Raw genomic sequence first — 13,357 nt, 5'->3', positions numbered from 1 at the left:
CGCCTCGAAGCAACCCCAAGAAATACATCGTTAGGAAAGGCTTAATAGCGCATATCTATATTTAGTAATGCATACAGTGCGCGGCGCTGTCCCGACATGATGTCGGCCGGAACATGGACCGGATCAGCATAAAAATCGAGGAAACTGAAAACCGCCTGGGGCGGAGGGTGGCTTTATGACAAATTCGACGGTTCGCAGAAACCTTTCGGTCGGCCAGCGGCTCTGGACGCTCGGCGGTGCCGCCTTCATCGGCGTCGGCTCGATGCTCGGTATCGGCTGGTACGAAAACATGCAGGTCGATATCGGCCTGCGCCGCGCCAGCGAGATCCAGCAGAGCATCGACAGCATCAACGACATGCGCGTCGCCAGCCTGACGCTGGTTCTCGCCGCCATGGACACGATCGTCGACAAGGACGAGAAGACCATTCAGCCCGAGCGCCTGAAAGTCATTGCCGACTCGCTCGCAATCCTCTCCGGCGGTTCGAAGGAGATGGGGGCGCTAGCCGAGGAACTGAAAGCCGGCGACCTGCTGAAAAGCTATGATGCCGATGTCGCCGCCCTCCGTCAGGCCATCCAGGTGGACCTCAAGGCGATCGTCGAACAGGGCGCCCCGGATGCCGAGTTCGACAAGATCGACGATTTCATCGACACTGCTGGCGAAAAGCTCACCGCCACCCTCGACAAATTCGCCAATGACGGCACAATCGTTGCCCGCAGGCGCATCGAAACCGCCAACGAAACCTCCCATAGTTCTCTGATCATCCAGATCGCGCTCGGCATCCTCGCCATTCTCACCATGGCCGTGCTGCAATATATCCATGGCGGCTCCATCCGCCGCGGCATTGCTTCCGTGCGCGAAAGCATGCTCCGCATTCTGAATGGCGATCTTGCAAGCGATGTCGCTGGCAAGGAACGCGGCGACGAGATCGGCGAAATGGCCCGTGCTGCCGAAAGCTTCCGCCTTGCAGCCATCGAAAAGATCGATCTGGAGGAACGTACCGCGACCGACCGCCAGCGCAGCGATGCCGAGCGCCGCGAGCGCGAATCTGCCAAGCTTGCAGATGCGGAGGCGCTGAGCGCCGCCGTCACGGCTCTTGGACAGGGCCTCACCCGCCTTGCCAACGGCGATCTGACCGCAAGCATCGACCAGCCCTTCCGCGACGAGTTGGAACGGCTGCGCCAGGACTTTAACCAAACGGCCCTGCGCCTGCGTCAGGCAATGGGCGATATCGCCCTGAACAGCACGTCCATCCAGGCCAACAGCCGCCAGATGCGCGCCGCCGCCGACGACCTCGCCAAACGCACCGAGCAGCAGGCAGCCTCGCTGGAAGAGACCTCAGCGGCTCTGGACGAGATCACCTCCACCGTCCGCAACGCCACCAGCCGTGCCGAGGAAGTCGGCCAGATGGTCGCTCACACCCGCCAGAACACAGAGAAATCCGACGCTATCGTCGGCGATGCCATGGCCGCAATGGAGCGAATCGAAGCCGCCTCCCGCGAGATCGGCACCATCATCAACGTCATCGACGAGATAGCTTTCCAGACGAATCTGCTGGCGCTGAATGCCGGCGTCGAAGCGGCGCGTGCTGGCGAAGCCGGTAAGGGTTTTGCGGTCGTCGCCCAGGAAGTGCGCGAACTGGCCGGCCGCGCGGCCGGAGCAGCCAAGGATATCAAGGCCTTGATCAGCAAATCCGGCGCCGAAGTCAAAATCGGCGGCGAGTTGGTGACGGCTGCCGGTGAGGCTTTGCGCCAGATCGGCGAAGATGTTCTGCGTATCGACGGTCATGTTAAATCAATCGTAACCTCTGCGCGCGAACAATCAGTTGGACTGAACGAGATCAATACAGCCATCAGCCAGATGGATCAGGCGACGCAGAAGAATGCGGCCATGGTGGAAGAAACGAACGCCGCCAGCCACACGCTCGCAACCGATGCGGAAAACCTGACGCAGCTGGTACGGCAGTTCAATATCGGCGAGGGCATGAACGCCCGTCAAACGCCGCGAGAAGCCTCCGCAGCCTCGCATCCGAAAACCTCACCCGCACGGAGCCTGATTGGCAAGGTCGCGGGCGCCTTCACGGGCGGCGCCGCCGCCAAGAAACTCGCCTCCTCTCCGGCCGGAGACAACTGGGAAGAATTCTGATCATGAGCAACGCCATCAAGCAGTCGGGCGCCTATCTCGAAATCGTCTCGTTCCACCTGGGCGACCAGGAGTTCTGCATCGATATCATGGCGATCCGCGAAATCCGCGGCTGGGCACCGGTCACGCCGATGCCGCACACCCCGCCCTACGTCCTCGGCCTCATCAACCTGCGCGGCGCGGTGATCCCCGTTATCGACATGGCCTGCCGCCTCGGCATGAAGATGACGGAACCGTCGGAGCGTTCCGCCATCATTGTCACCGACATCGCCGGCAAGCTGGTCGGCCTTTTGGTCGAACAGGTCTCCGACATGATGACCATCAAGAGCGAAGACCTGCAGCCGCCGCCGGAAATCATCCCGGAAGCCCAGCGCGCCTTCTGCCGCGGCATCGTGGCACTGGAAAAGACCATGGTCTGCTTCCTCAACCTCGACACGGTCATTGCCGACGAGCTGGCCCGCGAAGCTGCCTGATCGGTTTACATATCTGGAATTCGGAGGCCCGGTTCGTCCGGGCCTCTTTCATTGCGGCTTCCCATTCTTCCACACCACATCCTGCCCATAGAGCGGAATGGTCGAAATCGACATCTTCGCCGAGCCATCCGTCACCTGTCGCGAATGGGCGAGATAGATCAGCGTATTGTTGGCCTTGTCGTAAATGCGATTGACCGCAAGCACCTTCCAGATGAGCGACATGCCCTGGCGGAACACTTCGCTGCCATCCTTGGACAAATCGATATTGCCGATCTCGATCGGCCCCGTCTGACGGCAGGCGATCGAATTATTGGACGGATCTTCGAACCAGTTGCCGTTCTTGAAGCGATCGATGAGGCTGCGGTCGAAATAGGTGACATGGCAGGTGATGCCTTTCACCTCGGGGTCGGAGACCGCCTCGACGATGATGTCATTGCCGATCCAGTCGACCCCGACCTTGCCGACGACCTCCGCTGAGGTCGCGCCTGCGGAGCCGGCAAGGAATGCTGCAGCGAGGAAAACATTGCGGAACGTGGACATGGCAACTCCCGTGTTGATGCGGAAGCTAAGATAAGAATGGCCCAATCCTTTGCAAGAAAACGCCCAACCGTTCAAAAAGTGAAAGTCAGGCCTTGCGGCAGGTGCAAGGCTCATAGCCGCCGGCCGTCAGCCTTCCGGGTTTCATGCCGATGACATCAGGAATGGCAGCAACCGTCGCAGCCTTGACGGCCCTTGCCATCTCGATCGCCGCCGCAGCACAGACGGCGGCATCTTCGGCCGCATTGTGATGGACGAAGCGTAGGCCGAGATGCTCGGCAATCAGGTTCAGCCGGTGCGACAGGAAATGCGGCCAGATGCGCTGCGCCATCTTCAGGCTGCAGAGATAGGTCAGCTCCGGATAGGACTGCCGATAGAGATCGAGGCTCGCCCGCCAGACGCTGAAATCGAAGGCGGCATTATGGGCGATCATCGTCGCGCCCCTGAAATCGTCATGGAACTCGTCCATGACCTCAGGAAATTCCGGCGCATCCTCCACATGCTCAGGGCGGATGCCGTGAATCGCGATATTCATGCCAGAAAAGCGCATGTCGCGCGGTCGGATCAGCCGCTCCTCAACCCGTGTCACCTGCCCGTCCTCGATCCAGGCAAGACCGACCGAGCAGGCACTGCCGCGCTGTTCGTTGGCTGTCTCGAAATCGATGGCGATGGTTTTCAAGGTCAAATATCCGAATCGTCTGCTCTTCCGGAATAATCATAGCCGCATCCGAAGGCAAATTCCGGCCTGTTGACATCTGCACGCAAATGGCGAAACTTCCACCCATGATCAACTCTGTGACCCACAATATGCATCTTATTGCCACGACCCTTGCAGGGTACGCGGGAGAGATGGTGCGTCACTAGCCGTCCGATCATCCCCGAGAACCCTGCCGAGGCGAGCAGGGTTTTCTGAAACTCTGCTCTCCTCTTTCAAACCCCAAGGAGAGCATGATGTCAGCCAATCAGGATACCCCACCCGAAAAGCCTTATCTGAAGGGCCTCAGCGTTCGCGCGTTGCGCGTGAGCGATGCCGAAGCCGTCACCGAACTGATGAACCTGCCGGGCTACCGCGCCGGCACGCTGCGCCCACCCTTTCAAAGCATCGATGCGGTACGCAAGCGCATGGAAAACCCCTCGCCCGGTGCGCTCAATCTCGTCGTCGAACTCGATGGCAAGCTCGTCGCCAATGGCGGAATGACCCGCTTCGAAGGGCGGCGACAGCACGCCGGAAGTCTCGCCATGGGCGTGCACGACGATTTCATCGGTCGAGGCATCGGAACCTTCCTGATGGCGGCCATGCTCGACGCCGCGGACAACTGGCACGATATCAAGCGGATGGAATTGACCGTCTACACGGATAACGCGGCAGCCATCCGCCTCTACGAAAAATTCGGCTTCGAGAAGGAAGGGCTGCTCAGGTCTTTCGGCTATCGCGACGGACGATATGTCGACGCCTACACGATGGCGCGGCTGAGGGCTTGAGATCTCTCCTCCGTCATGCTCCGGCTCGTCCCGAGCATCTGCAACGCTTCATGTTTGGATACGTCGCAGATCCTCGGCACAAGGCCGAGGATGACGCCGAGCAAGAGGCGGGCTTGCCAAAAACAGAAACGTCATGTCCAGCGCAGAGCTTCCCTACCCCCCAATCAGCGCCAGCCACTCGTCCTCGTCCATCGTCTGGACGCCAAGTTCGCGGGCCTTGTCGAGCTTGGAGCCGGCGCCCGGGCCGGCAACGACGATATCGGTCTTCTTGGAGACCGAGCCCGCCACCTTGGCGCCGAGGCTTTCGGCCCGCGCCTTTGCCTCTTCGCGGGTGAACTTTTCCAGCGAACCGGTGAAGACGACCGTCTTGCCGACAACCGGGCTGCCTGACGTGACCGGTTGTTCGGCCTCCTGCGGCGTTACCTCGTCGAGCAGGCGGCCGATTACCTCGATATTGCGGGGCTCCTTGTAGAATTCGACAATGGCCCGCGCGACGACCTCGCCGATGCCCTCGATGGCATTGAGGTCGTTCCAGGCGTCGCCGGAAAGCGTCGCCGCCTCCTTCATTGCCGCAGCGAAGGCCTCGTAAGTGTTGTAGGAGCGCGCCAGCAGCTTCGCCGTCGTCTCACCCACATGACGAATACCGAGCGCATAGATAAAGCGGTGAAGGGCAATACTGCGCCGTTCGTTGATTGCCGCGTAAAGCTTGCCGACGCTGACTTTGCCGAAGCCGTCTATATTCTCCAGCTTGGTGATCGACTGCTGCTGGCGCTTCTCCAGCGTGAAAATGTCAGGCGCCGTGCGAATCTGCAGCGCCGGGTCTTCGCTCTCGAAGAAGAAATCCACCTGCTTTGAGCCGAGCCCTTCGATATCGAAGGCATTGCGCGAGACGAAGTGCTTCAGCTCTTCCGTCGCCTGGGCGCGGCAGATGAAGCCGCCGGTGCAGCGGGTGACGGAATCGAGCTTGCCGGTCTTCTCATGCCGTTCGCGCACCGCATGCGAACCGCAGACCGGACATACCTTCGGAAACTGATAAGGCCGTGCATCGGCCGGCCGCTTCTCCATGACGATATCGAGCACCTGCGGGATGACGTCCCCGGCACGCTGTACGATGACGGTGTCGCCGATGCGGATATCGTGCTCCTCCTCGCGGATGCGCTCGCCGCTATTGCCGATGCCCTTGATGTAATCCTCGTTGTGCAGCGTCGCGTTGGTGACGACCACACCGCCGACGGTAATCGGCGTCAGCCGCGCCACCGGCGTCAGTGCGCCGGTGCGGCCGACCTGAATGTCGATCGCATCGACGATGGTGAAAGCCTGCTCGGCCGGGAACTTGTGCGCCGTCGCCCAGCGCGGGCTGCGTGAGCGGAAACCAAGGCGCTGCTGTAGTTCGAGGCTGTCGACCTTGTAGACGACGCCGTCGATATCATAGTCGAGGTCGGGCCGCTCAAGGCCGATCTCGCTGTAATGGGCAAGGATATCGTCGACTGAACTCAACCGCTTCATCAGCGTGTTGACCGGGAAGCCCCACTCCCTGAACTTTTCGACCATGCCCATCTGCGTATCGGCGGGCATCTCCGACATCTCGCCCCACGCGTAAGCGAAGAATCTCAGCTTGCGGCTCGCCGTCACCTTCGCATCGAGCTGGCGCAGCGATCCTGCAGCCGTGTTGCGCGGATTGACATAGGTCTGCTTTCCTTCGGCCTCCATCTGGGCGTTCAGCGCCATGAAGTCGCTCTTGGCCATATAGACCTCACCGCGCACTTCCACGACGGATGGAACGCCCTTCGGCAGCTCGTTCGGGATTTCCCTGATGGTGCGGATATTAGCCGTGACATTCTCGCCCGTCGTGCCGTCGCCGCGCGTGGCACCCGTCACCAGCCTGCCATTCTCGTAACGGATCGACATGGAAAGCCCGTCGATCTTCGGCTCGGCCGTGAAAGCGATGGAATTATCAGGCAGGCGGCCAAGGAAGCGATAGACGCTGGCAACGAAGTCGCGCACGTCCTCCTGCGAGAACGTATTGTCGAGCGACAGCATTGGCCGCGAATGGACCACGGGCGCGAAAGTGTTGGATGGCTCAACGCCGACACGGCGTGACGGACTGTCCTCGCGGATAAGTTCCGGGAAACGTGCCTCGATCGCATCGTTGCGCCGCTTCAGCGCGTCATAGTCCGCATCCGAAATCTCCGGCTGATCCTTGCCGTGGTAGAGCGCGTCATGATGCGCGATTTCCTTGGCCAGCCGCCCCAGTTCGGCAGCGGCGTCTTCAAGGGTCAGGTCCTCAACAGAGACGGATTCGGTCGACATGCAGCTTCACTCCAGAGAATCTGCAATGGTTTTAGAGCAAAATCCGTCGATTGAAATAGTATCAACCTTCGGAAATCACGGCTGCGCGTTGCGCAGCCTTATGGCGCTGACATGCAGCGTCGTTTCCCCCAGCGCCTTCAAAGGCATCAGGCTGTCAACGACCCTAAGCTCGATGCCGCGCGGCGCAAATTCGCAATCGAGCCTGGAAACAACCGTGAGCGCTAGCGGCACGACCGACTTGCGAGACACCCACATTCCCGCATCCTGCAAATTCTCGAAGCTCTCCGTCGGCATCTCGTAGCGATGGATGCGTCCAGCCTCCAGCCGCTCCAGCCAGCCGCGTTCGATATAAGCCGCACCGCGCCATCTGCCCAACAGCTGCCGATCTTCTTCCGATGTCTCCGGCTTTGCCCAGATCAGGATGCGCGGGCAGTCACGCGGAAAGAGATACATGAAGTCATTGACATCATCGATCGCCCAGACGAGCGGACCATTCAGCCACTCCCTGCCCGGCGGGCGCTCGGAGGCGATACGCACCGGTCGAGGCTCGAAAATCGTAATGGTGGGATCGTCGCTGAAATGGAAGAGCCGCATGGCATGCAGGACCTTACCGTGGGGATGACGCCTGATAACGCAGTGCCCAAGCCTTGTCACCCACAATGGATGTCTAGCCGTTACCCGCCAGCAACCGTGCAGCCGCCGCCCTCGCCTCTTCCGTGACGGAGGCGCCGGCGAGCATGCGGGCGATCTCTTCCCTGCGATCCTTCTCGGCCATAGTGGCAACGCGCGTGGCGATCTTGTCGGAGCCTTCGCCCGACGGCCCCTTGGAGATCAGCAGGTGCGTGGCAGCGCGAGCCGCCACCTGCGGCGCATGGGTGACGGAGAGAACCTGTACGCGGTCAGAAAGCCGCTTCAGACGCTGGCCGATCGCATCCGCCACTGCCCCGCCGACACCGGTGTCGATTTCGTCGAAGACGAGCGTCGGCGCCGAACCGCGGTCTGCAAGCGCTACCTTGAGCGCCAGCAGGAAGCGTGAGAGTTCACCGCCGGAGGCGACCTTCATGATCGAGCCTGGCCGCGTGCCCGGATTGGTCTGGACGTGAAATTCGACGATATCGATGCCTTCGGCGGTCGCCTCCTCCGCATCGGTGGTGATCTCCACCATGAAGCGGGCGCGCTCGAGCTTCAGCGCCGGCAATTCGGCCATCACGGCCTGCGCCAGCGCATCGCCGGCATGATGACGCTTTTCGGAAAGCGAGCGGGCAGCCATATCGAAATTCGTCTTGGCGACGCCCACCTCGGCCTGGAGTTTGGTAAGCCGCTCCTCGCCGGCATCGAGATCGGCTAGATCGCTGATCATGCGCACGGCCAATGCGGGAAGCTCGGTGACGGGAACGGAATATTTGCGGGAGGCGGCGCGCAACGCAAAGAGCCGCTCCTCGACGCGCTCCAGTTCCTTCGGATCATATTCCGTCTTGCGCAGTGCCGCCTCAACTTCCATCTGCGCGTTCGAAAGCTGGTCCAGCGCCGCGTCGAGCAGCGCTACGGTGTCTTCGAGCAGGCCGGGCGCCTCATGGCTCTTGCGCTCCAGACGGCGCACCAGCGAGGCGATATGCGGCACAGGAGAGGCATTGCCGTTGAGGAACTCGGAAGCCTCGGCAATATCGCCGGCAATGCGCTCCGCCTTCATCATCTTCTGGCGGCGGTCGGCAAGCTCGTCTTCTTCGCCATCGCGCGGCGAGAGCTTTTCCAGCTCCTCGACGGAAGAGCGCAGATAATCCGCCTCGCGGGCCGCGGCCTCGACCTTCTCGCGGTGTTTCTTCAGCGTGCGCTCGCTATCGCGCCACTGGCGATAAAGCGCGCCGACGGTCTGCACATCTTCGCTGATGCCCGAGAAGGCGTCGAGCAGCGTCCTGTGGGCATTGGTATCGACCAGCGCGCGGTCGTCGTGCTGGCCGTGGATCTCGACCAGCATCTGGCCGGCCTGGCGCATGAGCTGCACGCTCACCGGCTGGTCGTTCACATAGGCCTTGGTGCGCCCATCCGAGGATTGCTGGCGGCGGAAGATCAGGTCGCCTTCGTCGTCGATGCCGTTTTCACGCAGAAGCTTCCGGGCGCCGTGATCCATGCCGACATCGAAGACGGCCGTTACCTGACCCTTGTCCTCGCCGTGACGCACGAGGCCGCCATCGCCGCGCCCGCCAAGGGCCAGCGACAGACTGTCGAGCAGGATGGATTTGCCGGCACCCGTCTCACCCGTCAGCACGGAAAGGCCGGTCTCGAAGGCAAGATCCAGCCGCTCGATCAAAACGATATCGCGGATCGAAAGCTGGATCAGCATTGGCCTCAGGAACCGAGAAGGAGTTTCTTGCCCGCTGCAGCGATCCACGAACCCTTGTTTTCACGCGGCTCCGCGCCACCCGACTGCAGCAGCTTGTAGGAATCAGCATACCACTGACTATCTGGATAATTGTGACCGAGAACGGCAGCCGCCGTCTGCGCTTCATCGACGATACCCATCGCATAATAGGCTTCGACAAGACGGGCGAGCGCCTCTTCGATCTGATTCGTATTCGGATATTTCTCGACGACGATGCGGAAGCGCGAGATCGCGGCGAGATATTCCTTACGCTCCATGTAATAGCGGCCGACCTGCATTTCCTTGCCGGCGAGCTGATCGCGCGCAAAGCGCATCTTGGCCTGCGCGTCGTCGACATATTCGGAATCAGGATAATTGTCGACGACGGCCTGCATCGCCTCGATGGTCTTCTGCGCCGCGCGCTGGTCCTGCGTCACATCGACGATCTGCTTGGAATAGGTAAGACCGACGAGATACTGCACGTAGGCGGCATCCTTGGACTTCGGATACTGCGCCATATAGCGGTTGCCCGATGCAAGCGCGTCGTCGAAGCGGCCCTGGCGGTATTTGACGAAGGTGCTCATGACCAGCGCCTTGCGCGCCCATTCCGAGAAGGGATTCTGCGCATCGATCGCGTCGAACTTGCGCGCTGCTTCGGCCATGTTGCCCGCCTTCATGTTGGCGAGACCTTGCGTGTAGAGCACATCAGGCGGATCGGTTTCGAGGCCGAGCTTGGTGATGTCGATATCCGGGTCCGACTGGCAGCCGGAAATCAAGGCGCCTGCGCTCAGCACCATCACGGATGCGAGCAAAGCGCGCGCTGTCTTCATCATCATGTCAGACCTTGCATAAGCCATTCGAAAGAATCCCACCGCCGCCGTCCACTCCACAGCAGCCACGCCTAGCTGGCGTTTCTAGCCACAAATGTGCATCGAGAGCAACGCAATGATCACGCATTAACGCATTTTTGTGGCAGCACTGCCGAGAATGTCAGGCTTTTCACGGCATTCAAAGCGGCGTTGGCTAAATACATGCCGCAAAACATCTATCGCGCGCTATCCGCCCCTTCGTCATAAAAAAACCGCCCCCTTTGGGAGGCGGCCCTGGCCTTAATTGGTATACTGGAGGTCATGCCGACCAGGGGGCGAATTCCGGAGCGCTGACTGCAATGAACTCGCGAACGGTAACGCGCTGGCGCGGCGTCGACGTCTCGACCACTTCATAGGCCGTGGGATCGCTGAGCAGTGCCTTGAGAGCGTTGGCGTTCATCTTGTGGCCGCCGCGATAAGACCGGTAGCAGCCGATAAACTGTGCGCCGGCAAGCGCCAGATCGCCGACGGCATCGAGCGTCTTGTGACGCACGAACTCGTCCTTGGTGTAGCGCAGGCCTTCGACATTGATGACAGTGTTGTCGTCGGAGATGACGACGGAGTTTTCGAGCGAAGAGCCGAGAGCATGGCCCGAAGCCCAGAGGCGCTCGACATCGCGCATGAAGCCGAAAGTGCGCGCGCGCGACAGCTCGGTCTTGAAGACGGTGGCGGTCAGGTCGCCTTCCCATTTCTGGCGGCCGATCAGCGGGCATTCGAAATCGATCTCGACTTCGAAGCGCGTGCCGTCATAGGGGCGGAACTCGCACCAGGAGCCACCATGCTCGATACGAACAGGCTTGGTGATACGAATGTAGCGGCGCTTGACGCCGAGGGAAACGAGGCCGACCTGCTCGATGGCTTCGACGAAGGGAACCGAGCTGCCATCCATGATCGGCATTTCGGCGCCGGTGACTTCGATGACGACATTGTCGAGGCCAAGCGCGTAAACGGCGGCCATGACATGTTCGATCGTCGCGACGGAATGCGCAGCCGAGAAGCCGAGAACGGTGCAGAGATCGGTATTGCCGACCTGCGAGGAAACGGCCTTCAGTTCGGTGACGTCGCCGTTGTCATGCACGCGCTGGAAAATAACGCCGGTACCGGCTTCGGCCGGATTGAAGGTGATCGAAACGTCGGCACCAGAATGAACGCCGATACCCGAAAGAGTTACCGGACGCGATACCGTCGTTTGAAAGCCCAACAAGCCAAGTCCCATAAAATTCTGCCTTTATTCTTCCGCACCCGTCGCTGCCAGCCGGTCCGGTGTTCTTCTACACTGCCCGGTGCCGCTTAAAGCAGACTCTTGGAGCAGTTCGCTTGCTTCATACTTACGTGGAGGCACGCCGCAATCCAAATCACTGTTCGTTTCGGTTTGTTACGAAAATCTCGGTGCCAAAAACATCTAGAATTCAAGCACCTAGAAATGCAAGCGCCCAGGATTTCGGCCCCGGGCGTTTTCTGTGGAGAAGCGTTCTTCTCAGTTCGACTGGCGGCGCAGGAATGCAGGGATTTCCAGCTGGTCGTCTTCCTGCATCATGCGGGCCTGCGGAACGGCACGACCCTGGTCGTCGAGGTTGCCGCGACGCGGTGCGTAGAGGCTTGCCTCCGGCGACAACGGACGGCGCTGCTGCGAGGAGGCAGCCGGCGCAGACGTCATTTCCGGAGCGACTTCCTCTTCGCGGCGGCCGAGCGAATTGGTGATTCGCTTCAAGAGACCCATCGGGCCGCGCTCTTCCTGGACATGCGAAGCAGCAGGCTGCGAGCGATGGTCGATCTCGGCCTGGACGACCGGCGGGAAATCCTCGACCTTCGGCATGCGGACCTGTTCGGGCGCCTGGCGGATGACAGGCTCATGACGGACCGGCTGCTGCATGACCGGCTGTGGAGCCGGCTGCTGCATGATCGGAACCGGCTGCAGCGGAGCCTGACGCATGACCGGAGCTGCTTCCTGTGCAGCGAAGATCTTGCTCTGCGGACGGAAGGTTTCCTGCATCACCGGCTGCTGCTGGACAGGAGCAGCGGCACGTGGGGCCGGGATTTCCAGTTCACGTTCCATCGCGACTTCAGCCTCGCGGATGGTCTGCGCAATCTGGTCAGCCTTCGGTGCCTGCATGACTGGAGCAGGCTGAACTGCGGCCGGTGCCGGAGCAACGGCCGCGGAGGGACGGATAGCGGGCTTTGCGGCCGGCTGGAACCCACGGTCGGCAGCCTGGTTCATCGCACGGTCGATGCCGGTGGCGACGACCGAGACGCGGATGATACCTTCGAGCGATTCGTCGAAGGTTGCCCCGAGGATGATGTTGGCGTCCGGATCGACTTCTTCGCGGATGCGGGTCGCAGCTTCGTCGACTTCGAACAGCGTGAGGTCGCGACCGCCGGTGATGGAGATCAGCAGGCCCTGTGCGCCCTTCATCGAAGTTTCGTCGAGCAGCGGGTTGGCAATCGCCGCTTCGGCGGCCTGCATGGCGCGGCCCGAACCGGAAGCTTCACCCGTACCCATCATTGCCCTGCCCATTTCGCGCATGACCGAGCGGACGTCGGCGAAGTCGAGGTTGATGAGACCTTCCTTCACCATCAGGTCGGTGATGCAGGCAACGCCGGAGTAGAGAACCTGGTCGGCCATGGCGAAGGCGTCGGCGAAGGTCGTCTTGTCGTTGGCAATCCGGAAAAGATTCTGGTTCGGAATGACGATCAGCGTGTCGACCGACTTCTGCAGTTCCTGGATGCCGGATTCGGCCAGACGCATGCGGCGTCCGCCTTCGAAGTGGAATGGCTTGGTGACCACACCGACCGTCAGGATGCCCTTGTTGCGGGCGGCCTGCGCGACGACAGGAGCAGCGCCAGTGCCGGTGCCGCCGCCCATGCCGGCGGTAACGAAGCACATATGCGTCCCGTTCAGGTGGTCGATGATCTCGTCGATGCACTCTTCGGCAGCCGCGCGGCCGACTTCCGGCTGCGAGCCGGCGCCGAGACCTTCGGTGACGTTGGCGCCGAGCTGGATGATCCGTTCGGCCTTCGTCATGGTCAGCGCCTGGGCGTCCGTATTGGCAACGACGAAGTCGACGCCCTGGAGACCGGCGGAGATCATGTTGTTGACAGCATTGCCGCCGCCGCCGCCAACGCCGAACACGGTGATGCGCGGCTTCAGCTCGGTGATGTCAGGCTTTTGCAGCTTGATAGTCATGGT

Annotated in this window: 11 protein-coding genes; 3 read left to right on the top strand and 8 right to left on the bottom strand. The window is 61.1% G+C overall.

What is annotated here, in order from left to right:
- Positions 1 to 175 precede the first annotated feature (175 nt).
- Both FHT87_RS17090 and FHT87_RS17085 read left to right on the top strand, forming a co-directional pair.
- The gene (locus tag FHT87_RS17090; RefSeq protein ID WP_183803443.1) at positions 176 to 2,143 is read left to right on the top strand and encodes a methyl-accepting chemotaxis protein; all 1,968 of its coding nucleotides are present in this window, start codon (positions 176 to 178) and stop codon (positions 2,141 to 2,143) included.
- Positions 2,144 to 2,145: 2 nt separating this feature from the next.
- Positions 2,146 to 2,613 (top strand): chemotaxis protein CheW, encoded by a 468-nt coding sequence (locus FHT87_RS17085; RefSeq protein WP_112568976.1) that lies wholly within the window; start codon positions 2,146 to 2,148, stop codon positions 2,611 to 2,613.
- A gap of 48 nt (positions 2,614 to 2,661) precedes the next feature.
- Here the strand turns inward: FHT87_RS17085 and FHT87_RS17080 are convergent, their stop codons facing one another.
- Together FHT87_RS17080 and FHT87_RS17075 are read right to left on the bottom strand one after the other, a co-directional pair.
- Positions 2,662 to 3,153: a CreA family protein gene (locus FHT87_RS17080; protein WP_183803440.1), complete on the bottom strand. Its 492-nt coding sequence runs from the start codon at positions 3,151 to 3,153 to the stop codon at positions 2,662 to 2,664.
- Between the two features lie 85 nt (positions 3,154 to 3,238).
- Positions 3,239 to 3,829 (bottom strand): 3'-5' exonuclease, encoded by a 591-nt coding sequence (locus FHT87_RS17075; RefSeq protein ID WP_183803437.1) that lies wholly within the window; start codon positions 3,827 to 3,829, stop codon positions 3,239 to 3,241.
- Between the two features lie 272 nt (positions 3,830 to 4,101).
- Between FHT87_RS17075 and FHT87_RS17070 the strand changes: the two genes are divergently transcribed.
- Entirely contained in the window at positions 4,102 to 4,632 is a 531-nt protein-coding gene (locus tag FHT87_RS17070) for a GNAT family N-acetyltransferase (protein ID WP_183803434.1), read from the top strand.
- A 153-nt stretch (positions 4,633 to 4,785) separates the two neighbouring features.
- Here FHT87_RS17070 and ligA read toward each other — a convergent pair whose 3' ends face one another.
- The 6 genes from ligA to ftsZ form a co-directional block, all read right to left on the bottom strand.
- Positions 4,786 to 6,942, bottom strand: a complete 2,157-nt coding sequence (gene ligA / locus FHT87_RS17065; RefSeq protein ID WP_183803431.1) for an NAD-dependent DNA ligase LigA — start codon at positions 6,940 to 6,942, stop codon at positions 4,786 to 4,788.
- A gap of 75 nt (positions 6,943 to 7,017) precedes the next feature.
- Complete coding sequence (locus FHT87_RS17060) at positions 7,018 to 7,536, bottom strand: DUF6886 family protein (RefSeq protein WP_183731048.1); 519 nt, start codon at positions 7,534 to 7,536, stop codon at positions 7,018 to 7,020.
- Between the two features lie 73 nt (positions 7,537 to 7,609).
- Complete coding sequence (gene recN / locus FHT87_RS17055; RefSeq protein WP_183803428.1) at positions 7,610 to 9,283, bottom strand: DNA repair protein RecN; 1,674 nt, start codon at positions 9,281 to 9,283, stop codon at positions 7,610 to 7,612.
- Between the two features lie 5 nt (positions 9,284 to 9,288).
- Positions 9,289 to 10,158 (bottom strand): outer membrane protein assembly factor BamD, encoded by an 870-nt coding sequence (locus FHT87_RS17050; RefSeq protein ID WP_183803425.1) that lies wholly within the window; start codon positions 10,156 to 10,158, stop codon positions 9,289 to 9,291.
- Positions 10,159 to 10,429: 271 nt separating this feature from the next.
- Positions 10,430 to 11,386: a UDP-3-O-acyl-N-acetylglucosamine deacetylase gene (gene lpxC, locus FHT87_RS17045; RefSeq protein WP_183803422.1), complete on the bottom strand. Its 957-nt coding sequence runs from the start codon at positions 11,384 to 11,386 to the stop codon at positions 10,430 to 10,432.
- A 261-nt stretch (positions 11,387 to 11,647) separates the two neighbouring features.
- Positions 11,648 to 13,354 (bottom strand): cell division protein FtsZ, encoded by a 1,707-nt coding sequence (gene ftsZ / locus FHT87_RS17040; RefSeq protein ID WP_183803419.1) that lies wholly within the window; start codon positions 13,352 to 13,354, stop codon positions 11,648 to 11,650.
- Positions 13,355 to 13,357 lie beyond the last annotated feature (3 nt).

The organism is Rhizobium sp. BK316 (assembly GCF_014193695.1).
GTDB lineage: Bacteria > Pseudomonadota > Alphaproteobacteria > Rhizobiales > Rhizobiaceae > Rhizobium.
This window is presented reverse-complemented; position numbering and strand designations above follow the sequence as displayed.

Bases quoted from the DNA above. Each gene is read 5' to 3' on its own strand.
- recN (WP_183803428.1), bottom strand. From the start codon at position 9,283: ATGCTGATCCAGCTTTCGATCCGCGATATCGTTTTGATCGAGCGGCTG.
- FHT87_RS17085 (WP_112568976.1), top strand. From the start codon at position 2,146: ATGAGCAACGCCATCAAGCAGTCGGGCGCCTATCTCGAAATCGTCTCG.
- FHT87_RS17070 (WP_183803434.1), top strand. From the start codon at position 4,102: ATGTCAGCCAATCAGGATACCCCACCCGAAAAGCCTTATCTGAAGGGC.
- ligA (WP_183803431.1), bottom strand. From the start codon at position 6,942: ATGTCGACCGAATCCGTCTCTGTTGAGGACCTGACCCTTGAAGACGCC.
- FHT87_RS17080 (WP_183803440.1), bottom strand. From the start codon at position 3,153: ATGTCCACGTTCCGCAATGTTTTCCTCGCTGCAGCATTCCTTGCCGGC.
- lpxC (WP_183803422.1), bottom strand. From the start codon at position 11,386: ATGGGACTTGGCTTGTTGGGCTTTCAAACGACGGTATCGCGTCCGGTA.
- FHT87_RS17060 (WP_183731048.1), bottom strand. From the start codon at position 7,536: ATGCGGCTCTTCCATTTCAGCGACGATCCCACCATTACGATTTTCGAG.
- ftsZ (WP_183803419.1), bottom strand. From the start codon at position 13,354: ATGACTATCAAGCTGCAAAAGCCTGACATCACCGAGCTGAAGCCGCGC.
- FHT87_RS17090 (WP_183803443.1), top strand. From the start codon at position 176: ATGACAAATTCGACGGTTCGCAGAAACCTTTCGGTCGGCCAGCGGCTC.
- FHT87_RS17050 (WP_183803425.1), bottom strand. From the start codon at position 10,158: ATGGCTTATGCAAGGTCTGACATGATGATGAAGACAGCGCGCGCTTTG.